The organism is Bacteroides salyersiae, from assembly GCF_031172035.1.
GTDB classification, from domain to species: Bacteria; Bacteroidota; Bacteroidia; order Bacteroidales; family Bacteroidaceae; genus Bacteroides; species Bacteroides salyersiae.
On record NZ_CP133452.1, the window covers coordinates 2184209 to 2205043 of the forward strand.

The 20835-nt window shown below is 39.5% G+C and carries 14 protein-coding genes and 1 tRNA gene; 7 read left to right on the forward strand and 8 right to left on the reverse strand.

Features of this window, described 5'->3' with window-relative positions:
• Positions 1-10 precede the first annotated feature (10 nt).
• Genes RB604_RS08050 through rsfS form a run of 3 tightly spaced genes read right to left on the reverse strand, consistent with a single transcriptional unit; the run spans position 11 to position 3262 of the window.
• Entirely contained in the window at positions 11-850 is an 840-nt protein-coding gene (locus RB604_RS08050; protein ID WP_007478731.1) for a phosphatidate cytidylyltransferase, read from the reverse strand.
• Positions 851-862: 12 nt separating this feature from the next.
• The gene (gene ftsH, locus RB604_RS08055) at positions 863-2893 is read right to left on the reverse strand and encodes an ATP-dependent zinc metalloprotease FtsH (RefSeq protein WP_005925789.1); all 2031 of its coding nucleotides are present in this window, start codon (positions 2891-2893) and stop codon (positions 863-865) included.
• Between the two features lie 9 nt (positions 2894-2902).
• Positions 2903-3262 (reverse strand): ribosome silencing factor, encoded by a 360-nt coding sequence (gene rsfS, locus RB604_RS08060; RefSeq protein WP_005925786.1) that lies wholly within the window; start codon positions 3260-3262, stop codon positions 2903-2905.
• Positions 3263-3569: 307 nt separating this feature from the next.
• Between rsfS and RB604_RS08065 the strand changes: the two genes are divergently transcribed.
• A tRNA-Gln gene (locus tag RB604_RS08065) sits at positions 3570-3640 on the forward strand.
• Between the two features lie 216 nt (positions 3641-3856).
• Here RB604_RS08065 and RB604_RS08070 read toward each other — a convergent pair.
• The 3 genes from RB604_RS08070 to rsmA form a co-directional block, all read right to left on the reverse strand.
• Complete coding sequence (locus RB604_RS08070; protein WP_005925783.1) at positions 3857-5710, reverse strand: DUF349 domain-containing protein; 1854 nt, start codon at positions 5708-5710, stop codon at positions 3857-3859.
• A 119-nt stretch (positions 5711-5829) separates the two neighbouring features.
• Positions 5830-7170 (reverse strand): magnesium transporter, encoded by a 1341-nt coding sequence (gene mgtE / locus RB604_RS08075; RefSeq protein ID WP_025818959.1) that lies wholly within the window; start codon positions 7168-7170, stop codon positions 5830-5832.
• 71 nt (positions 7171-7241) lie between these two features.
• A complete protein-coding gene (rsmA, locus tag RB604_RS08080; protein WP_005925778.1) occupies positions 7242-8036 on the reverse strand; it encodes a 16S rRNA (adenine(1518)-N(6)/adenine(1519)-N(6))-dimethyltransferase RsmA in 795 nt (264 codons plus the stop codon).
• A gap of 70 nt (positions 8037-8106) precedes the next feature.
• Between rsmA and RB604_RS08085 the strand changes: the two genes are divergently transcribed.
• The 5 genes from RB604_RS08085 to RB604_RS08105 all read left to right on the forward strand — a co-directional run bounded on the left by RB604_RS08085 (position 8107) and on the right by RB604_RS08105 (position 14609).
• Complete coding sequence (locus RB604_RS08085) at positions 8107-9093, forward strand: lysylphosphatidylglycerol synthase transmembrane domain-containing protein (RefSeq protein ID WP_007478730.1); 987 nt, start codon at positions 8107-8109, stop codon at positions 9091-9093.
• A 22-nt stretch (positions 9094-9115) separates the two neighbouring features.
• The gene (locus tag RB604_RS08090; RefSeq protein WP_007478729.1) at positions 9116-10573 is read left to right on the forward strand and encodes an aminoacyl-histidine dipeptidase; all 1458 of its coding nucleotides are present in this window, start codon (positions 9116-9118) and stop codon (positions 10571-10573) included.
• A 686-nt stretch (positions 10574-11259) separates the two neighbouring features.
• Entirely contained in the window at positions 11260-12144 is an 885-nt protein-coding gene (locus RB604_RS08095; RefSeq protein ID WP_005925772.1) for a LytR/AlgR family response regulator transcription factor, read from the forward strand.
• Positions 12145-12280: 136 nt separating this feature from the next.
• On the forward strand, positions 12281-14188 hold the full coding sequence (locus tag RB604_RS08100; RefSeq protein WP_007478728.1) for a TonB-dependent receptor plug domain-containing protein: 1908 nt from the start codon (positions 12281-12283) through the stop codon (positions 14186-14188).
• Between the two features lie 13 nt (positions 14189-14201).
• Complete coding sequence (locus tag RB604_RS08105) at positions 14202-14609, forward strand: DUF2141 domain-containing protein (protein ID WP_007478727.1); 408 nt, start codon at positions 14202-14204, stop codon at positions 14607-14609.
• Between the two features lie 199 nt (positions 14610-14808).
• Here RB604_RS08105 and RB604_RS08110 read toward each other — a convergent pair whose 3' ends face one another.
• Complete coding sequence (locus tag RB604_RS08110; protein ID WP_005925767.1) at positions 14809-15564, reverse strand: LytR/AlgR family response regulator transcription factor; 756 nt, start codon at positions 15562-15564, stop codon at positions 14809-14811.
• Between the two features lie 8 nt (positions 15565-15572).
• A complete protein-coding gene (locus tag RB604_RS08115; protein ID WP_007478726.1) occupies positions 15573-17615 on the reverse strand; it encodes a histidine kinase in 2043 nt (680 codons plus the stop codon).
• Between the two features lie 971 nt (positions 17616-18586).
• On the opposite strand from RB604_RS08115, the gene RB604_RS08120 reads away from it, so the two are divergent.
• Complete coding sequence (locus RB604_RS08120) at positions 18587-20830, forward strand: caspase family protein (protein ID WP_005925761.1); 2244 nt, start codon at positions 18587-18589, stop codon at positions 20828-20830.
• Positions 20831-20835: the final 5 nt, after the last annotated feature.

A 20835-nucleotide genomic window follows, 5' to 3' on the forward strand; every position in this document is an offset into this window, starting at 1 on the left:
TTTTATTAAATTAAATCCATGTCAATGCATACAGATAGACTACTGCTGCCGGAATAGCCATTAATGCACTGTCGAAGCGGTCGAGCATGCCACCGTGTCCCGGCAGAATAGCTCCCGAATCTTTAATATGAAGTTGACGTTTCAGCAAAGATTCGGTAAGATCGCCCCATGTTCCGAAAATGACAACAATCAGTGCTAACCCGGCCCATTCTGCCATATTCATAATAGGAAAATAGTGAGCGAATATGAAAGAAGAACCGATCGCTACTATGCCTCCCCCAATAGAACCTTCCCATGACTTTTTAGGAGAGATACGCTCGAAAAGACGATGTCTGCCGATTAAGGATCCCACACAATAAGCGCCTGTATCACTCAGCCATATAAAAACAAAGACCGACAATGGAAGTATCGGGTTATAACTGACACTTGTATCCATTGGACTGGTGTGAAATGAAAGTACATTCAACATGGCGAAAGGTAAGGCGATATAAAGTTGGCTTAGCATGGAATAAGCCCAATTCATTACCGGATTTTCTTTCTTTAGATATAATTCGCTAATCATCAAATACATGATTAAAAGCAAATAGGGAAGGAAAATCTTAGAACCGGACAGGTTGGTACAAAATGCCATGACCGCCATGTATAGGTAGACTCCGGCCAGCATAGTGATATTCTTATTGATACTCACCCCTTCAACCTGATTGATCAAGTGCCCGAATTCACGTATTGTCAAGGCGCTGATCACGACGAAGAGCGCACTGAAAGTCCATGGATCGTAGAGTATACACCCTACCAATACCCCAACGAACAGTATGCCGGTAATTGCTCTCTGTAAAAAGTTGCTTTTCAAAGTACTTCGATTTTAGTTTTGCGGCTCAACTTCTGCCGATGATTCGCCAGTAGCCGGTTTTGATTCATTCTTTTCTTCTTCATTTACTTTTTGAGCAAGTGCTTTTTCTGCATCCGCAGCATCTTTGCTCTCTTTGGCAGCCATAATCTCTTCCGAACGGGAAGCCCATGGACGTTTACCGAATATCCGTTCGACATCTTCTGCAAAGATAACTTCTTTGTCGATCAATAACTGAGCCAATTCGTTATGCCCTTCTTTATGTTCGGAAAGGATTCGTTTGGCTCGTTCATATTGCTCGTTCACCATCTTTTTCACTTCTTCATCAATCAGTTCGGCTGTTTTTTCGCTATATGGGCGGTTGAAAGAATATTCCTCATTGTTATAATAGCATAAATTGGGCAACTTCTCACTCATTCCCAGATAAGCGATCATACCGTATGCCTGTTTGGTAACCCGTTCCAAATCGTTCATGGCTCCAGTGGATATTCTGCCTAAGAACAGGTCTTCTGCAGCCCGTCCTCCCAACGTGGCACACATTTCGTCAAGCATCTGTTCCTTTGTGGTAATTTGGCGCTCTTCCGGTAGATACCAGGCTGCACCCAATGCGCGACCGCGTGGTACGATTGTGACTTTAATCAATGGGTTGGCATATTCGAGCAACCAGGAAATAGAAGCGTGACCGGCTTCGTGTAAGGCGATTGACCGACGTTCTGCTTCGGTTGTTATTTTAGTTTTCTTTTCCAAACCACCGATGATACGGTCTACGGCATCCAGAAAATCTTGTTTGCCTACAAACTTCTTACCGTGACGGGCAGCGATCAAGGCAGCTTCATTGCAAACATTAGCTATGTCGGCTCCGGAAAATCCGGGAGTTTGGCGTGCCAATAAGTCTACATCCACTGTGTCGTCTATCTTTATAGGCCGTAAGTGTACGCCGAATACCTCTTTGCGCTCATTTAAATCGGGTAAATCTACATGGATTTGGCGGTCAAAACGTCCGGCACGCAAGAGTGCTTTATCTAATACGTCTACCCGGTTGGTTGCTGCAAGAATGATAACACCACTGTTGGAACCGAAACCGTCCATTTCTGTCAGCAACTGGTTCAATGTGTTTTCGCGTTCATCATTGCCGCCCATAGCAGGATTTTTCCCACGGGCACGCCCTACTGCATCAATTTCGTCGATAAATATGATACAAGGGGCTTTCTCTTTTGCTTGGCGGAAAAGGTCGCGTACACGTGATGCGCCTACACCTACAAACATTTCAACAAAATCTGAACCGGCCAGAGAGAAAAACGGTACATTGGCTTCACCGGCTACAGCTTTAGCCAGTAATGTTTTTCCCGTTCCCGGAGGCCCTACAAGTAATGCTCCTTTAGGAATTTTACCTCCCAAGTCGGTGTATTTCTGTGGTTGTTTTAAGAATTCTACAATCTCTTCTACTTCCTGCTTGGCTTCGGCAAGCCCGGCTACGTCTTTGAATGTAATTTTGATGGCGCTTCCTTTCTCGAACAGTTGTGCTTTGGATTTTCCTACATTGAAAACACCGCCACCGCCACCACCGGCTCCACCGCTCATTCGGCGCATAAAGAATATCCATAAAGCTATCAGGAAGATGATAGGCAGAAAATTTATCAGAATAGAATTGAATAAATTATTCTTTTTATCATAACTGATAGAACCGTCGAAATGACCTTCTTTTTTTTCTGCATCAATGAAGTTTCCGAGACTTTCCCGGGTTGGTGCTTCTGTTACAATCATCGGGTTCTTTCCAACACGATTCGAATCTTGTTTGAATACTTGGCCTACAAACTGAGGTTTGATATATACTTCGACCGAACTGTCGTCATATCCAACTACTTTGTTGACGTATCCGTCTCGAACATATTGTTGGAATTCGTCGTAAGGAACCTGTTTACTTACAGTGCCGCCTTGATTGCTCCACCATAGTCCTAAAAGCATCAAAGCAATAATCATATACATCCAGTTCAAATTGAACTTTGGCATATTCACTTTATTAGGTTTTTTGTTGTTATCGTCCATATTGAAAAATTAGTCAATGTCGGGAATTGTTGTTAATTTGGCATCAGCCCAGAGATTTTCCAAGTTGTAGAAGTTTCTTATTTCCGGTAAGAATACATGCACTAATACGTCAGAATAGTCCATCGCTACCCATTCTGCATTGCGTAGTCCGTCTACACCGTAAGGTTTAGCATCTGCTCCTTTTCGGGCAGAATCTTTAATTGAATCGACAATAGCACTCACCTGACTGGGAGAGTTACCTTGACAGATTACAAAATATTTGCATATGGTATCGTCAATATTAGTCAGATCGGCTATCACTATGTTCTTACCTTTTTTTTCTTGAATTCCTTCTGTAATTTTTTCGATTAATAATTTCGTTTCGTTCATTTATCAATTGAAATTTAATAGTCAATGTTTTTTGCTTTTCTTTTTATAACAAGAACACTTCGTTCTTTGTTTTTTATCATACCAACATGATATATTTTACAAATATACGCTGAATTCTTGTATCAAAGAAAGTTATGTCGTAAAACTCTTCTTTTTTTGTGTTTTTTAGGGATGTATCTTTTTGTTTAAGGGGAGAAATAGAGGATTTTTGCAAAAAAAATGCCGAAAATGTTTGCGGTTCTCAAATTCTTTGTATCTTTGCACCCGCAAACGAACAACAAGTGGTTGGACGTTGAAAAATAAGTATTGGGCTATGGTGTAATGGTAACACTACAGATTCTGGTCCTGTCATTTCTGGTTCGAGTCCAGATAGCCCAACAACACTACAGTCAATTACAGATAAAAAGCCGCTAAAATTGCATTTTTAGCGGCTTTCTTTGTATCCGATAGCAATGTAACCGAAAAAAGATAACAGCGATTCGGTGATCCACATTTTCGGTGGCAGGTATTGAGATAATATGTTAATGTGTCAATATACCAATTGGCTGCACCGTGTACCGCATGACATTGGCATATTGACACATTATTAAATCGTTACTCTTCTTCTTTAATCGACTCGTCGATTACTTTTATTTTCTGCAGAACCAATTCCAAGTCGGCTTTTAGTTTCTCTACCTTTCGGTTGAGTTCCGTAAGCAGACTGTTTCCTTTCTTAGATGCAGAAGTTAAAAAGCCAAGGTTGTTCTCATAAGTCTGGAGTTCGCTCTTCATGTTCTCATAAGCACGAACAAGCTTTTCACGTTCTCTGTATAAAGTTTGTGAACCTCCACTCTGAATGTTACTGATGTTTGACTTAAAGTTACTGAGTTTTCTGTTGGACGCACTGATATTGAAGCGTTCAAACAATTGGTCGACTAAGCTATGGTATTGCTTATACAATTTGTCTTTCTCTTTAAATGGAACATGACCTATTGTACCCCATTCTTTCATCAGTTCACGAACTTGTTTGCTCGCTTCTTCCGTATCTATGGACTCGTCGATAGCGCTTAACCGGGTGATAATTTCTTTTTTCTTCTCCATGTTTTCCAGTTCGACCGAACGTTGTGAAGAAGTGGCTTTATTTTTTTGTTCAAAGAAATAATCACAAGCTGAAATAAAACGTTTCCATATGGTATCCGAATGTTTTTTGGGAACCGGGCCGATTGTTTTCCATTCTTTTTGGAGTTTGGTCAACGTATCGGCGGTTGCTTTCCAATCTGTACTTTCTTTTAAGCTTTCTGCCTTTTCACAAAGAGCCTTTTTCTTTTCCAGATTTTCATTCATACCTTCTTTCAAAGTTTTGAAGAATTCTCCTTTTTTCTTGAAGAAATCATCACAAGCGTGACGGAAACGCTCGAATATTTTTACATTCATCTTTTGCGGGGCAAAACCGATTGTTTTCCACTTGGTTTGCAGGGCAATAACTTCCTGGGTTTTGTTTTCCCACGCGGAGAATGTTTTCAGTTCATCATATTCTATTGATTCTACAATCTCGCAAATCACTGTTTTTTGATCAAGATTATGTTGTTCCGCTTCTTTCAACGCCTCAAAGTGCTGCTGGTGGCGACGATTGACGACTGTGGATGCTGCTTTAAAACGATTCCAAACCTCATCACGCAATTCTTTGGCAACCGGACCCGTATCACGGAATTCCTGATGCAACTTTTGCAGTTGATGGAAAGCGGATATGACATCTTCTTCATCGGCCAATTTTTCGGCTGCTTCGCAAAGACGATTTTTTATTTCAAGATTCTTTTTGAAGTCATATTCGCGGAATTCGTTGTTTAGCTTCAATATGTCATAGAACTTTTCTACATACAACTGGTAACTTTTCCAAAGTTCGTTGACTTTAGCTTGCGGAATCAGTTTCGTTTCGTTCCATTGTTGTTGAAGCTTCTTGAATTCTGTATATGATTTGTTGGCGTCATCAGGTGATTCCACCAATTCTTTCAGTTCTTCAATGATTGAAAGTTTGATTTGCAGATTTTCTTCTTTTTGTCTTTCCAACTCGGCCATTTGTGCGCTTCTCTTTTCCTTGATAATGGCCATTACATTTTTGAACTCTTCTTCTATCGCATCGCTTTGTGGTGCGTAGTCTTCTTCGGAGCCGCCATTGTCAATGAATTGTTTTTTAGCTGCTTCCAATTCAGCATTATGAAATTTGTAAAAGCTTTGTTTCAAGCTGTCCAATTCTTGCTTACCGGCACTTTCTGCATTCAAGGCAAGCTCTTTCATTCTCGCAAGCACTTCCTCTTTGGTGGTCAGACGAGATGTAGTTTCAACTTGTTCTTCAGCATTTGCTTCTTCAGTCGGAGTTTCTGTTATTGCTTCGGAAACCTCAACTGTTTTCTTTTCTTCTTCTAACTCCCCTTGATTCAAAGGTTGGTTAGTGTCATGAGAGTCCATCATTGTATATTCGTTTTAGGAAATTAGGATTTAAGTCCTTTTATTACATTAGGTCACAAATTAATGAAATAAAACGATTACTTCATACTTTTTTGCCTGATTTTTTTTCATTTATTTTCTATTTAGGACAATAAAACAGTGATTCCCATATAAAGCATCATGCCGATGATGTCATTCGTGATGGCAATAAATGGTCCTGTGGCGATTGCCGGGTCTATTTTCAGCCTTTCAAGAGTCATCGGGACTAATGTGCCGAAAATAGAAGCAAACATGACTACTGCAAACAAACTGATGGATACAGAATAGGTCACGGTTGCCATGGCGCCAAAGCGGATGAAGTTATACGTGTACACTAATAAAGAGATGATGGTCGCATTGATTAATGCTACCACTGCCTCTTTAGCCACTTGTTTAAGTGTATTTTTGGAATCGAGCGAACTGTTGGCCAATCCTTGCACGATGAGCGCGGAAGATTGTGTTCCTACGTTTCCTCCCGTACCGCCGATAAGCGGGATGTAGAGAGCCATCTCCGGGTGTGCTGCAAAAGTCGCATCGAAATTGCCTAATATCATTGAATTGCCAATTCCTCCCAGCATGCCGATGATTAACCACGGAAGACGCGCCGTTGTTTGACGAAAGACATTATCGTCGGTTTCTACATCTTGCGAAAGACCGGAAGCCAATTGATAGTCTCGTTCCGACTGCTCGCGGACTTCGTCCATCACGTCGTCAACGGTGATTTGTCCGACGAGACGTCCTATACTGTCCAGTACGGGGATAGCAACAAGGTCATATTTCTCAATAATCTGAGCAACCTCATCAAGGGGAGTATCTACGTGTACGGAGATCGGGTCTTTCTGCATCACGTGTTTTACTTTCGACACAGAAGGAGAGGTGATCATTTTTTTTAAGGGAAAGATACCGCGTAACCGTTCGTCGTCATCTATTACATATACATAATAGATTTCATCCAATTCTTCGGCTTGCTGGCGCATCTCTTTCAAGCATTCCGGCATACTCCAGTTCTCATTGACGAGTACCATTTCCGTACCCATCAACCCACCGGCCGTATCTTCATCGTATTTCAAAAGGTCTACGATATCGCCGGCCTGTTCTATATCTTCAATGTGCGAAAGAACCTCTTCCTGCTTTTCTTCGTCGAGTTCGCGCATCAGGTCTACGGCATCGTCCGTATCCATATAATCGACGAATCGTTTGGCTATGGTTTCCGAAGGTAGAATCTCAAGGAATTCTTTACGAACATCCTCATCCATTTCTACCAGTACGTCAGCGGCTGTTTCATTATCGAGCAACCGGTAGACAAAACGGGCTTCTTCTGCGTTGAGGTCATTACACAACTCTGCTATGTCGGCCGGGTGCAGGTCAACAAGAAGCTCTTTTACTTTATCGGCATCTTTCAGTTCGATAAGTTGTTTGACGTTGTCTATGTATTCCTCGTTCATCTCCATAATTGCATCTCCAATTTTATGATTTACAATTTACGATCGAAAACTATTGTAATTTAATTCTCTTCTTAACGATCCATTGTTTTCAGTGCCTTTTCCACACTGTTTGTCAGGTTAATGAATTCTTGCACGGATAATTGTTCCGGACGTTTATTAAATAATGCATCTTCCGTCAATGGACATTCTTTACCTAAAATCGGTTTGATGGAATTGCGCAATGTTTTTCGGCGTTGGTTAAAGGTGGTTTTTACTACCTGTTTGAAAAGTTTTTCATTGCAGCCTAACTCGATGGTTTCATTACGTGTCATGCGTATTACGGCACTTTTTACCTTAGGTGGCGGATTGAATACGTGCTCGCTGACCGTAAAAAGGTATTCAACATGATACCAGGCCTGTATCAATACACTGAGGATGCCGTAAGTCTTGCTTCCGGGACCTGCGGCTATGCGTTCGGCCACTTCTTTCTGGATCATGCCGGTACAGCAAGGTATCAGTTCCTTGTTTTCCAACATTTTGAAAAATATCTGGCTGGATATGTTGTAGGGATAATTTCCTGTCAGTACAAATGGCTCTCCGTTGAATACGCGATGCAGGTTCATTTTCAGAAAATCGTCTTCTATGATGCAGTCTTCCAAAGACGGATAAGCCTCACGAAGATAAGCCACTGATTCGTAATCTACCTCAACCACTTTTACCGGGCGCCCTTTCTTCACAAGAAATTGGGTAAGTACCCCCATTCCCGGACCGACCTCTAAGATAGGAAGCGCTGGAAACATATCAACTGTATCGGCAATGTCCTGTGCTACTTTGAGATCTTTCAGGAAGTGCTGTCCGAGAAACTTTTTAGGCTTTACTAATTTCATTTATCAACTAAATGGTTACTTTTGCAGTCGACAAAGGTAATTCTTTTACTTGAAGAATTAAGAATTAAGAATGAATAAACTAATAAAAAAGGCTCTGAAACTTATTTTACCATTGGTTTTGGGAGGCTTTATCTTGTTTTGGGTCTATCGTGACTTTGATTTTGCGAAAGCAGGCTATGTATTGTTGCATGGTGTAAACTGGTGGTGGATGCTCTTTTCGTTAGCATTCGGAGTGTTCAGCCATATTATTCGTGGTTGGCGCTGGAAAATGACTTTGGAGCCGTTGGGGGCTTTTCCGAAAACCGGTGATTGTGTCAATGCGATCTTTGTCTCTTATGCCGCCAATCTTGTGTTGCCTCGTGTCGGAGAAATCTCCCGTTGTGGAGTATTGGCCAAATACGATGATATTTCTTTTACAAAATCTTTGGGTACGGTAGTTACGGAGCGTTTGGTCGATGTCGTATGTATGGTATTTATTACCGGGACTACTTTTTTGTTGCAAATGCCTGTGTTTCTTTCCTTTTTTAAAGAGACCGGAACAAAGATTCCGTCTATTGTGCATTTGTTGACATCCGTATGGTTTTATATTGTGTTGTTTTGTATTATCGGTGTTATTGCTCTTCTTTATTATTTAATGCGGGCATTGTCTTTTTTCGAAAAGGTGAAAGGAATTGTTTTTAATGTGTACGAAGGAGTGATGTCTTTGAAAAATGTGAAGAATATTCCTCTGTTTGTTTTATATACTGTTCTTATCTGGTTGTGCTATTTCCTGCATTTTTACATTACATTCTATTGTTTCGGATTTACCGAGCATTTAGGTGCTATGGCAGCGTTAGTCATGTTTGCTGCCGGTACGTTCGCTGTTGTTGTCCCCACTCCTAATGGTGCGGGACCGTGGCACTTTGCCGTTATTTCCATGATGGTGCTTTATGGAGTAAATGTGGTGGATGCCGGAATATTTGCCTTGATTGTACACGGAATTCAAACCTTTTTAGTAGCTTTGTTGGGAATATATGGTTTGGCGGCTTTGTCGCTTACCAATAGACAACGAAAATAAGAACCTAATAAAATGATTCGTTATGAGCACAATTCTCTCTTTAGCTCCACAAAATGTGTGGAAGCACTTCTATTCATTAACTCAGATTCCGCGTCCATCGGGACATATGGAAAAGATAACTGAGTTTCTTCTTGACTTCGGAAAAAATCTGGGACTGGAATCATTCGTAGACGAAGCCGGTAATGTTATTATCCGTAAACCTGCCACTCCGGGCATGGAAAACCGTAAAGGTGTAATTTTGCAGGCACATATGGATATGGTTCCTCAGAAGAACAATGATACTGCACACGATTTTGAGAAAGATCCTATCGAAACTTATATAGACGGTGATTGGGTGAAAGCCAAAGGCACTACTTTGGGAGCCGACAACGGATTGGGAGTAGCCGCTATTATGGCAGTACTGGAATCCAAGGATTTGAAACATGGTCCGTTGGAAGCTCTTATTACAAAAGATGAGGAAACCGGTATGTACGGTGCTTTTGGTTTGAAACCGGGAACATTGAACGGAGAAATACTGTTGAATCTCGATTCGGAAGACGAAGGAGAACTTTATATCGGTTGCGCAGGCGGTATGGATGTTACAGCTACGCTTGAGTATAAGGAAGTAGAGCCGGAAGAGGGCGATATTGCCGTTAAGGTGACACTGAAAGGATTACGCGGAGGACATTCCGGATTGGAAATCAATGAGGGACGTGCCAATGCCAATAAACTGTTGGTTCGTTTCGTTCGTGAGGCCGTGGCAAGCTATGAAGCCCGTTTGGCAAGTTGGGAAGGTGGGAATATGCGCAATGCCATTCCTCGTGAGGCGTCGGCGGTAGTTACTATTCCTGCAGAAAATGAAGAGGAGTTATTGGGATTGGTGAAGTATTGCGAAGACCTGTTCAATGAAGAATATTCGGCTATCGAAACCCCGATCAGTTTTAAAGCCGAACGGGTAGATGTACCTAAGGGAGAAGTCCCCGAAGAAATTCAAGACAATCTGATCGATGCGATCTTTGCTTGTCAGAATGGGGTGATGCGTATGATTCCTACTATTCCCGATACAGTAGAAACTTCTTCCAATCTGGCTATCATTGTGATTGGAAATGGCAAGGCGGAAATTAAAATATTGGCTCGCAGTTCCAGTGACAGTATGAAAGAATACCTTACTACCAGTCTTGAATGTTGTTTCTCTATGGCGGGTATGAAGGTAGAAATGACCGGTGGATATTCCGGTTGGCAGCCTGATATCAATTCTCCGATTTTGCATGCGATGAAAGAATCTTATAAGAAACAGTTTGGTGTAGAACCGGCTGTGAAAGTGATTCATGCAGGGTTGGAATGTGGTATCATCGGTGCTATTATTCCGGGATTGGATATGATTTCTTTCGGTCCTACTTTGCGTTCACCGCATTCACCGGATGAACGTGCTCTGATTCCTACCGTACAGAAATTCTATGATTTTCTGGTGGCCACATTGGAACAAACTCCGGAAAAGTAATATTTTAATCGATATACTTGAAAGCGTGCATTCGCTTCCTGTGAAATTAAAGAATCCTGCCCGTTATTTTATGGGTGGGATTTTTTGTTTTTCTGTCTTTTACCGTGCCTTTCTGTCAGTGACTGTTTTGTCATGTTTTTCAAATACGTTATGATGATTTCTTCGTTTTATTGATGCAGATCAATAAATATGCTATAAAACATGTTTTTTCTTCATTTTTCGATATAACGTATTCGAATAGGTCTTATTTTTGTGTTGTAAAACATGTTTTTAGGATAAAAAAGTTTTTAGGTAACAAGATTGAAAGGAGACTTAATTATGAAAAAGGTAAAGAAGTTTTTTAGAAAATTAAGCGATGCTGACGCTAACATTTGGGGATATGTTATGACACATCCTTTCTAACGGTTTTCAGTAGAAGTATTAGTTTATTAAATGTTTAAAGCAATGAAAAGAACGATTCTTAAGTTTATGGCCAAGTACCTCAGCGAGGTGGGCCGTAATGAAATGATGAAATGGGGATACACGAATGAAAAGTGATTCTTTTATGTATCTATTCAGTAATGGGAAATGTGATCGGGAAATACAACAACTGTGTTTCCCGATTTTTTTATGCATATTACTATAAGAGTTTGTTGGTGGAATAGCGTTAAATGATTTACTTTGTACCTGATATAAAAGGCATTTGCATGAAAAAAATATTGAAATACCTGAGTAGCCCATATCCTCTCTTTTACCAACGGTGGAAGGTAGCATTGATTTCATGTGGCATTGTGTTTTTTATTCTGCTCTTATTTCAGCCGTTTGGTATATCGGCTATTTCTCATAACAAATTGGGCATTCTCTTGGGCTATATGGTGGTAACCGGCCTGTTTCTTTGTATTCCTGTCTATTTGCTTCCGTTTTTGTTTCCTGACTTTTACGAAGATGAGCGTTGGACGGTAGGGAAGCATCTGTTGAATAACCTGTTTATTTTCTTTTTTATAGCTGTCGGGCTTTGGTTGTATTCCGATTGGATATTTGGTTGGGGATTGCGTTGGGATATTTTTTGTAGTTTTCTGGCTTCGACTGTTGTTGTCGGTATTTTCCCTACTGCTTTTTTTGTGATGTTGAATCGAAATCGTTTTTTGGCTTCTCATCTTCAAGAAGCAATGGAAATGAATCAATATCTTCAGAAGGCGGAAAGTATTCCAAATTGTAATCGGATGGAAAACGGGAAGGAGTATATTGTATTTTCCGGAGGAACGAAAGAATCGTTTGAACTAATAGCCAGTGATTTGCTTTATGTGGAGGCAGAAGGAAATTATGTGAAGATTGTTTATCGGAAGAATGAGAAGTGTACACAGAAAATGCTGCGAGCCACTATGAAACAAGTAGAAGAAGTAAGCAGACCTTTTTCTTATATTGTCAAATCTCATCGGGCTTTTTTAGTCAACTTGTGTGCTGTATCTAAAGTAAGCGGAAATTCACAAGGATATCGCCTGTTTCTTTATGATTGCGAAGATAGCATACCTGTATCGCGGGCATATAGTAAAGAGGTTAAAATGTTGATAGAGAAAATGAATAACAGATAACCATTCATCACAAAATGATGCTGCTCGTCACAGCACATCTGTCGTTTGTCACATATCCGGGCTGTCTGTCCCGGATATTTTTTTCCTTTCATTGTTTCCTTTATGTTTGCCATCGTAAACGTTAGCAAACAGAAAAATGAAAAAGTTATTTTGGATATTCATTGCAAGTCCGGTTTTGTTTTCTGCCCGGATATGGGCGCAGGAAACTGTAAAAGATACTGTATTTCTTATTCCTTTTGCAGATACCGTATTGTTGGATGAAGTTGTGGTCAAGGCTCACAAAACGATACCGATGAATAACCGGTGGAGTGATCTTCAACCGGTTGATCTGGTAACGGTAGCCGGTGCAAACGGCAATCTGTATAAGGCATTGGAAACACTTCCGGGTACGCAGATTCAAGGAGAGAGCGGGCGGTTGCTGGTACGTGGCGGAAGTAGTGATGAGACACAGACTTATATCGATGGGATGCATGTTTTGAATCCTTATACCTCAACGGCTGAAAATATTCCTGCCAGAGGGCGTTATTCACCTTTTATGTTTAGTGGCATTAATCTTTCCACAGGCGGGCATTCGCAGGAATATGGTGAAGCTTTGTCGGCTGTACTTCCTTTGGAAACGAAGGATAATAGCCGGATTAATAAAGTGGGAATCAGTCCGTCTACCGTTGGCATAGGAGGTGGAGGTAATCATGCTTTTAGAAATGCTTCGCTTGCTTTGAATCTCGATTATCAGAATTTAGCGCTTTATAATAAAGTATATCCGGGCCGAATCGACTTTAAGAAGCCCTATCAGATGTTTTCCGGAGCGACCCAGTTTCGCTATACTCCTTCCGGATCATCCGTTTTCAAGATATATGTCGGATATGATCGTACGGATTATTCCAATTATACGGATAACAACCGGTATCTGTTTTGCTTGGGAGAAAACAATGTTTATTTGAACTCGACTTTCCGGACTGCTATTTCCGGAGGGTGGGAATGGTTTTCCGGAATGGCTTATTCTCTTTTTGACCGAAAGGTAGACGGAGCTGTTACCGAAGGCGATCATTGGTGTGAAAAACAGGCCGAGCTTCATTTCAAAACTAAACTTTCTAAAAAGTTTCATCCTACTTTTCGGATGGATGTAGGTTTTGAATCCTTTCTTCGTTGGTATGAAACCCGATATTCTCAAGTGTCTGTTGCCGATACTAAAGAAATCTCTCCAACAATAGAAGCCGTTTTTGGAACTGTTTCCTATTATCCGGTTGAAAATTTGAAGGCGGAGCTTTCTTTTCGGACAGAATATGCCTCATTGGCCCGGAAAATTAATTTTTCACCTCGTTTGTCGTTCTCTTATTCGTGGTGTGATCTTGTACTTTCGGCTACGGCAGGGCGGTATACACAGTTGCCGAACGCCAAATACTTAGCTCAGCAGCCCTCCTTATTGTCCGAAGCATGCCGGCAGTACAATGTAGGAGGTTTATATAAGGCGGCAGGGCGTTTTTATAAAGCAGAATTCTATTACAAAAAGTATGATCGGCTGGTACTTTACACTCCTGCCGGTCTCACTTCCGGTGGATATGGAAGCAGTAAAGGGGTGGATCTGTATTTTGAGGATCGTTCGTTAATGAGAAATCTGGAATGTAATCTTTCTTATTCTTTTAATCTTTCTCAGAGGAAATATTTGGAATATACAGAATTGACCACTCCTCAGTATGCTACCCGGCACAACGCATCACTGGTGTTGAAGTACAGCCTGACAAAGTTACGCACCATTGTCGCTTTGACCGAACGCTTTGCAAGTGGACGTCCCTATCATAATCCCGTTAGGTCCGGATTGATGAATGATGAGACGAAACCTTACAATAGCCTCGATTTAGGATTTACTTTTCTGGCAACAAAGAAGATGATCATTCATGCTTCCGCCACCAATGTTCTTTGTCGGAAAAATGAATTCGGGCGGATCGATGGAAAGCCCTTGTTAGCTTCCAGTGACCATTTCTTCTATTTGGGTGTCTTTATCACCTTAGGAAAAAAAGCCGCTTATGATGGTTCTAATTTTTAAATACAATGTAATTATGAGAACAATTTTGATTTCTTTGGTTTTGTTATTTATGAGTGTAATGGGGAATGCCCAGAGTTTGACCTTGAAAATAGGGGGAATAGAAAATGCAGAAGGATTTCTTTATGTAGGGATTTACAGTTCTGAAGAGTCGTTTATGAAAAAGCCTGTTTATGGATTCCGGGTAGAAGTGAAAGATACGTTGGTTACCGTTCCTTGCAAAGGCTTACCCTCCGGTGTTTATGCCATTTCTGTTTTTCAGGATGCGAATGGCAATGGTGTGTTGGATACCGGCTCTTTTGGCCGTCCGACTGAGAAGTTCGGTTTTAGTAATAATGCCGAAGGGGTCATGGGGCCGCCCGCTTACAAGAAATGTGTGTTTGAATTTAAGCAAGATGCTGAGATACTGATTCTGCTGAAATAAGTATTGTGCATTGTTTTGTCCGGGTAGCTATATAAAGCAATTTTAGCTATTGTTTCGTGACTTGTAAGAGTATATACTTATGTGTGTGTTAAAGGTATACTTTTGCATATTAAGAGTGTATACTCTTAATATGCAAAAGTATACACTCTTATAAACGGGGAAATAAATTGTTAAGCAAACGGGTTAACAGTGTTAATTCTTATAAGTTATAGAACTTGTCGAGCAGTTTCTTTTTGTATATTTTGCTTACTTTTAGCTCTGTGACGGTATTAAAAGGATATAGCATAATGCAAGTACTATCTTGTATCATACTGAGGTAATTTATATTAATGATATAAGTTTTATGTATCTGGATGAACTCGGCGCCATAGTTTAAAATAACTTCTGCTGTCGTATTGTGTTTTAAAATCACATGTCGGAAATCATCCAAGATGATTTCCCATAACTTACGTTCAGAATTATATCGGAAATATCCGATGTTCTGCGGTCTTAATATAACTTTATCATTTGTAATGGTCGTGATTAACAATGGTTTGTCTATCGGATAGTGTGGAGGAAGGACGGGCGGAAGTTTTGTGTTCTTTTTATTTAAATAGTAGCGATTCATGGCTAACAATAAATCGTCTTTGCTGACTGGTTTTAACAGGAAATCAAATGCCTGCATACGGAGTGCCTGCAACATGTATTTCTCGTAAGATGTATAAAATATGGTACTCATTTCCCAATCAATTTTAGGACGTAATGCTGCCAAAAACTCCAGGCCATTGATTCCCGGCAGTTCGATGTCAAGGAAAATTAGTTGAGGCTTATGTTTTAGAATGGCTTGTTCACCATCGTGACTGTTGAATGCGGTGGCTATGACATTTACATCCTGATAAGCTTTCAATTCGTTAGTCAGAACCGTCACGGATGGTTTGTCATCATCAATAATGATAACTTTTGTTGGGACACTCATGAGTTATTTCAGTTTATATTAAAATTATAATTATTGGGAATAATAAGTTGAGCGCAACATCCGGTTTCTCCCTTTGCATCCCGGTATTCTGTTAAATTGTAGCTCATCTGTTGTTTATTCCGCTCATTTAGTAATTGGATTGTTTGTGATACGACCCGTAAACCGGTTTGGGTTTTATGGTCTCTGTTCTGTAAGTTTAGAGGTTTACCGTTGTTGCGAACCTCAATATAGATGTCATTCTCTTTTTTGAATATATGTAATATTAATTTCTTTTCCATCCGGGCATCTATCTCGGCCGGTATGTCTTTCAGTCCATGTTTAATGGCATTTTCAACAAAAATCTGAATCATCATGGAGGGCAGTGTCACGTGTTCCGGTTCTATTCCTTCTTCCAAGATCGTTTCATATCTGAAATTTTCTCCCAAAGCTTCTCCCTCTATCTGGACATAAAGTTGTATAAAGTCCATTTCCTCTTTCAGGGATGTGCAGAATACATTGGCGAGGTTTTGCCCTTGTCGCAGCAAGTTGACTAATACATGAAGTTGTGTCGGCTTTCCTTGTTGCTGTGTCAGCAGTTCATGATTTAGAGCGTTGTATATGAAATGAGGTGTTATTCTGTTGCGTATATTTTCCATACGCAGTTCTACAATCCGGTGCAGCATTTGTTCTTCCTTGAATCTCATCTGCTTACGTCGGTAATAATATAATAGCACGAGTAATATCAGTATAGAAACGGATATGGCAAGCCATGTGTAAGTTTGTAAAAGTTGTGTTTCTTTTTCTCCGATATATAATTTCTGATTAAGAATTGTTGCGTCTCTTTCATAGCGCATTTGCAGATCGGCAGTTCTCATTCTTACTCGATCATCTCTCAGTGAATCATTCAATTCATTATATGCTTTTTGGTATTGAAATGCTTTTTTCCAGTCCGCTTGTTCGGTATAATATCTTTGTAAGAAATCTAACCTGGCTAAGATATGGTCGGGCTTAGTTCCTTCGGGGAGTGGATGCTTTTGTATGAGTTGCTCCGCTTGTTTATAATCTTTTTTTTGCATAGCCAATTCCATCTGTTGTGTATAGAGGTAGGGTAGAACAGTTTCACTTTGCATCTTTTGGAAAAAAGCAATATTGTCGAAAAGTAAGCTGTCCGCATTTTGGGGCTGATTCAGTTTGAGATATACGTCAACTATATTGCTATGGCATATATATTTTTCCCATTCAAGTTCTGGGTGCGCACGTAAAAAAGTGTCTGTTTGCAAGAATGTATTTAGGCAATTGAGATAATCCTTTTGGTAGTAATAATCATTTCCTCTATTGGTTAAATAATTAAATTTTTCGTGTGTCATCATAAGTTCCCATAATTCCAGACTTTTATCCAACCATATTTTGCTTTGCTTAAAATCGTGAAGGGTCGTATAGGTTGCTGCAAGTCCTCCATATAAAGGAACATAATTATCTTTAGCTGTATGAGCAGAATCGGCTAAATAGATAGCCTTTTTATAATAGAAAGCGCTTTGTGCCAATTCACCTTTTTGTCTGTAGGCATCTGCCAGGTTGTTAAGACATAATATTTGTTGCTCAAAGTCCGGTTCTTGCTCTGCTACTTTACAGGCCTCTATGTTATAATAGACTAATGAATCCGGGTCTAAGTAAAATTGTGAATAGTAGGCTGCTTTGGTCTGCAGGCATTTTATGCGCATCTGATTTCGCCGGGAAGTAGCTGGTTGTCTGGATAAATAGTCCATTGTCTGAGCCAGATTATTAAGCATGGAATCCGGTTGTGACATGTAGAATAAGAGTATGACGTCATATAAGACAAAGTCATAATAATCGTCACTGTCTTTTGCCACATTTTTTCCTTTCAGAATGGCTTCTTTAGCAAAATTCACGTTGAAAGTTCTAATAGAATCGTGAATTTCTTGTTTGAGCATTTTTATTTCTGCTTGTTCATCAGGTGATGTCACACCTGTGTTTTTATGTCTCTGGCAGGCACCTGCCAATGTTGAGAGTGCGATAATAAATAAAGTTATTAGAATATATATACTTTTCATTAATAGTAGCTTTTGTTAGACTTTTATACGCTGTTTGAGTGCGAATTTATAAAATTTATTCCTTATAATTTCATTAACCCTGATTTATTATGTAGAATTGGAGACTTGTTATCCGGAATTTTCGACCTGTTGATTGTTCGTTTCGTCATTTCATGATAAAAAGTCGGGATGTGTAAATTATGTGTGTAAGGGCATTTTATACCGGACTTTTCCTTTTTGGAGGTATTCCTGTTTTTAATATTACTAATTGTTCCTTTTTAAGTACTACTTTCTGTTCATCAAAATTATTAATTTCTTAAATGTAAGAATACATGTTCTTGCACGCAGAGAATTTATTTTTTTTATTTTCGTTACAATTAGTAGACATTTCCATTTTTTATGTTTATGCAGTTTGTTATATCTTATGGATATCAGTTTTGTTCTTCGGTGAGAAACATCTTGTTCCTCGTAGAGCAACGTCCCGATTATCGTAGAGAAACCAATCGAATCTCGTAGAGAAACCAATCGAATCTCGTAGAGAAAATAATGATTAATATAATATATTGAAATTCAGTTGTTTGTATATGTGTGGTAATGTTGGATGTTTTTGATGTTTAAACCACCTTTTTATCTGTCTTTTTATCATTAATGTGTATCTGAAATCACGACATTTCTGTTGGCCGATTTATTGGCGATAATATTTGTTACTATGAAAAAGTGCTTCATAAAAAGATAAAAAAAGAATGCCTGTAGCTTTCTGGTTTGGGCGTTTTAATATTTTGACGATATATAAGCATAATCTTTCATTATTTTCAATATTCTGTTTCTGAAAAAAAAGTCCTGTTATCGTATATTTTAGTTCTGTTATTATTTATTTTCATCTTCTTATCTGATAAAGTAAAAAAAAGAGGTTTGTTGGTGGTGGATGCAATGTCTATATTTGAAGCAATTAAGTACTTTTTGAGGAATATTTTAATTTATAGAATACGATCATGAAACAAACTATTTTTCAGAGAAGTTTCCTACCTTTTACTTGTTGCTTATTTTTGTTTATTGCTAATGGCAGTGACATGCAAGCTCAAAAAAGAGTATCTGTCAACCCTATTGTAAGTCCTTCCATTAAGAATGTAGGATGGAGAGATTATAACACAACTATCGAAACTCCATTTTATCTGGAAGACTCCGGTGTAAATAAGTTAACGGCAAATTTGAGGGAAAAGGAGTTGATTTCTGTGCTACCTTCCAGTTATTGTGTAATTTCTAAATTTCAGAAGCGTTCCAATTCCAGTATGATGACATTTAATTTAGAAGCAAAATTGCAAAAGGGGAATTCTCTCATGTTTGATGCTGCTACTAATGTATATGTTATAATAGAGGAGAAAAAGAATTGTGCATTACCTTCCGGAAGACTTTCTCTTGCACAAGGGAGAGTGGTAAAAGGCCGTATCAGTATTCCGTTTACAGGTAGTCTGTCCGGGCGTAGTCAAGCAACTCTTTGTGTGGAAATAGGTTCGGATATCCACAAATTTGAGTTAACGGGGAAAACCGATAGTAAAGTTCAGGAACTGGCTGTTTTGCCTTATAATCCGGTATGGACAGAAAAACCAAAACAAGAAATCCCGCAAGATGATAAAAAGCAGGAGAAGATTGTGGCCGTAGCGGTTAAAAAGGCAGAAGACGTCACTAAAGATATTAAAACTGAATTAAAAGAAGATTTATCAAAAACAATAGCCGATTTACGTGCAAAAGATGAACTGTCGGAGAATACACAAGTCGATGTAAATGCAGAAGTAATGCCGGAAGTGAAGAAAGACGGTACGGTAGAGTATAATATGAAAGTTCGTTACGATGTACAAGTTGTTTCTGATTTTGTGAAAAAATTGAATATATCTCATACTACGGAAGATTGGCCTGCCGGTAAATATCGTCTGAAGGATTCACAGGCTGCACTTCAAACAGCTGGTATTATAAAAAGTACGGTAGAGTCTAAATTAGAAGAATATATTACTCCCGGAACGGAAGTTACAGTAAAGATTATTGGTGGTACCGATGGAACAAAGTTTAAAAATAGTGTTCCTTATGATGGTGCTTTTGGGAATATTAATGAAGCGGAGTGTTTTGTAAACGGAGCCTTTGCTTATGTGACGGTGACTCCCGAAACTGGAATAAGCAGTAATGAGCAATTGGCCTACCTTCGTACTTTGGATATTAAAAAATTTATGGAAAATCATATCGGGCAATTCCGGGTAGCAAATACGCATTATGAGCACTTTGCAGAAATAGCAGAAAATGTAGGTGCGCAGTATCGTAGAGTTGCGGTTGAAATTACGGTTCACAATGCTTTTAATAAAAAGTATCCGGAAATCGCTGCTTATAAAGAAAATGTCTACGAGCGAAATTCAGAAGTCGATAAGAATATTCCTGTAACATCGGTTAGTTCGAATGCTGTTGCAGTCATCATAGGTAATACGGAATATCAGGTTGCGACCGGTAAGCAAGGTACTACAAAAGTAGGGCCGGTAAAATATGCAGTAAACGATGCCAGTACTATGCGTGATTATCTGACACGGACATTGGGAGTGAACCAGAAGAATATTATTTTTAAAACTAATGCCGATAAAAAGGATTTTGATGATATTTTTGGAACAGATGACAAGGAAGGAGAAATTGCAGAGTTGGTGAAACGTACGGGTGCAAAAGAGGTCTATTTCTTTTATTCTGGTCATGGCTATCCTTTTATGGGTGAGCCTTATCTATTGGGAATACGTTCAAATCCCAAAAACTGTAAGGAGCAAGCCACTTCTTTACAGAGTATTTACCGTACATTAGGGGCTTTACCGGTCGAAAAGGTGAATGTGATAACTGATGCTTGTTTTTCCGGGCAAGAAATTTCAATGGAAGCTTCTGCCACCGAGTTTGCCCGGCGTCCGAAACCTGATAAACTTGCGAAATTCGTAATACTTTCGGCTGCAAGCGAAGAACAGTATGCCAATTGGTATAAAGATAAGAAACACGGACTGTTTTCTTATGTACTTTTTAAAGCTATGCAGGATAAGGAAAGATCCGATCTGAATGGGGATGGAGTACTTACATTTGATGAACTGTATAAATACTTGGCTGATAATCAGGAGTATGGGGTTCCTTATTTGGCGAAAGAACTGGAGGGGGAACAGGTTCGGCAGAATCCGGTTATTCAGGTTAGCGTTCGTGCTAAAGATGCATTTGTGAAGTATTAACCAAA

What these genes read in the sequence shown, in the direction of transcription:
- ftsH (WP_005925789.1), bottom strand. Translation starts at nt 2,893, where the DNA reads ATGGACGATAACAACAAAAAACCTAATAAAGTGAATATGCCAAAGTTC.
- rsfS (WP_005925786.1), bottom strand. Translation starts at nt 3,262, where the DNA reads ATGAACGAAACGAAATTATTAATCGAAAAAATTACAGAAGGAATTCAA.
- RB604_RS08070 (WP_005925783.1), bottom strand. Translation starts at nt 5,710, where the DNA reads ATGATGGACTCTCATGACACTAACCAACCTTTGAATCAAGGGGAGTTA.
- mgtE (WP_025818959.1), bottom strand. Translation starts at nt 7,170, where the DNA reads ATGAACGAGGAATACATAGACAACGTCAAACAACTTATCGAACTGAAA.
- rsmA (WP_005925778.1), bottom strand. Translation starts at nt 8,036, where the DNA reads ATGAAATTAGTAAAGCCTAAAAAGTTTCTCGGACAGCACTTCCTGAAA.
- RB604_RS08085 (WP_007478730.1), top strand. Translation starts at nt 8,107, where the DNA reads ATGAATAAACTAATAAAAAAGGCTCTGAAACTTATTTTACCATTGGTT.
- RB604_RS08090 (WP_007478729.1), top strand. Translation starts at nt 9,116, where the DNA reads ATGAGCACAATTCTCTCTTTAGCTCCACAAAATGTGTGGAAGCACTTC.
- RB604_RS08095 (WP_005925772.1), top strand. Translation starts at nt 11,260, where the DNA reads ATGAAAAAAATATTGAAATACCTGAGTAGCCCATATCCTCTCTTTTAC.
- RB604_RS08100 (WP_007478728.1), top strand. Translation starts at nt 12,281, where the DNA reads ATGAAAAAGTTATTTTGGATATTCATTGCAAGTCCGGTTTTGTTTTCT.
- RB604_RS08105 (WP_007478727.1), top strand. Translation starts at nt 14,202, where the DNA reads ATGAGAACAATTTTGATTTCTTTGGTTTTGTTATTTATGAGTGTAATG.
- RB604_RS08110 (WP_005925767.1), bottom strand. Translation starts at nt 15,564, where the DNA reads ATGAGTGTCCCAACAAAAGTTATCATTATTGATGATGACAAACCATCC.
- RB604_RS08115 (WP_007478726.1), bottom strand. Translation starts at nt 17,615, where the DNA reads ATGAAAAGTATATATATTCTAATAACTTTATTTATTATCGCACTCTCA.
- RB604_RS08120 (WP_005925761.1), top strand. Translation starts at nt 18,587, where the DNA reads ATGAAACAAACTATTTTTCAGAGAAGTTTCCTACCTTTTACTTGTTGC.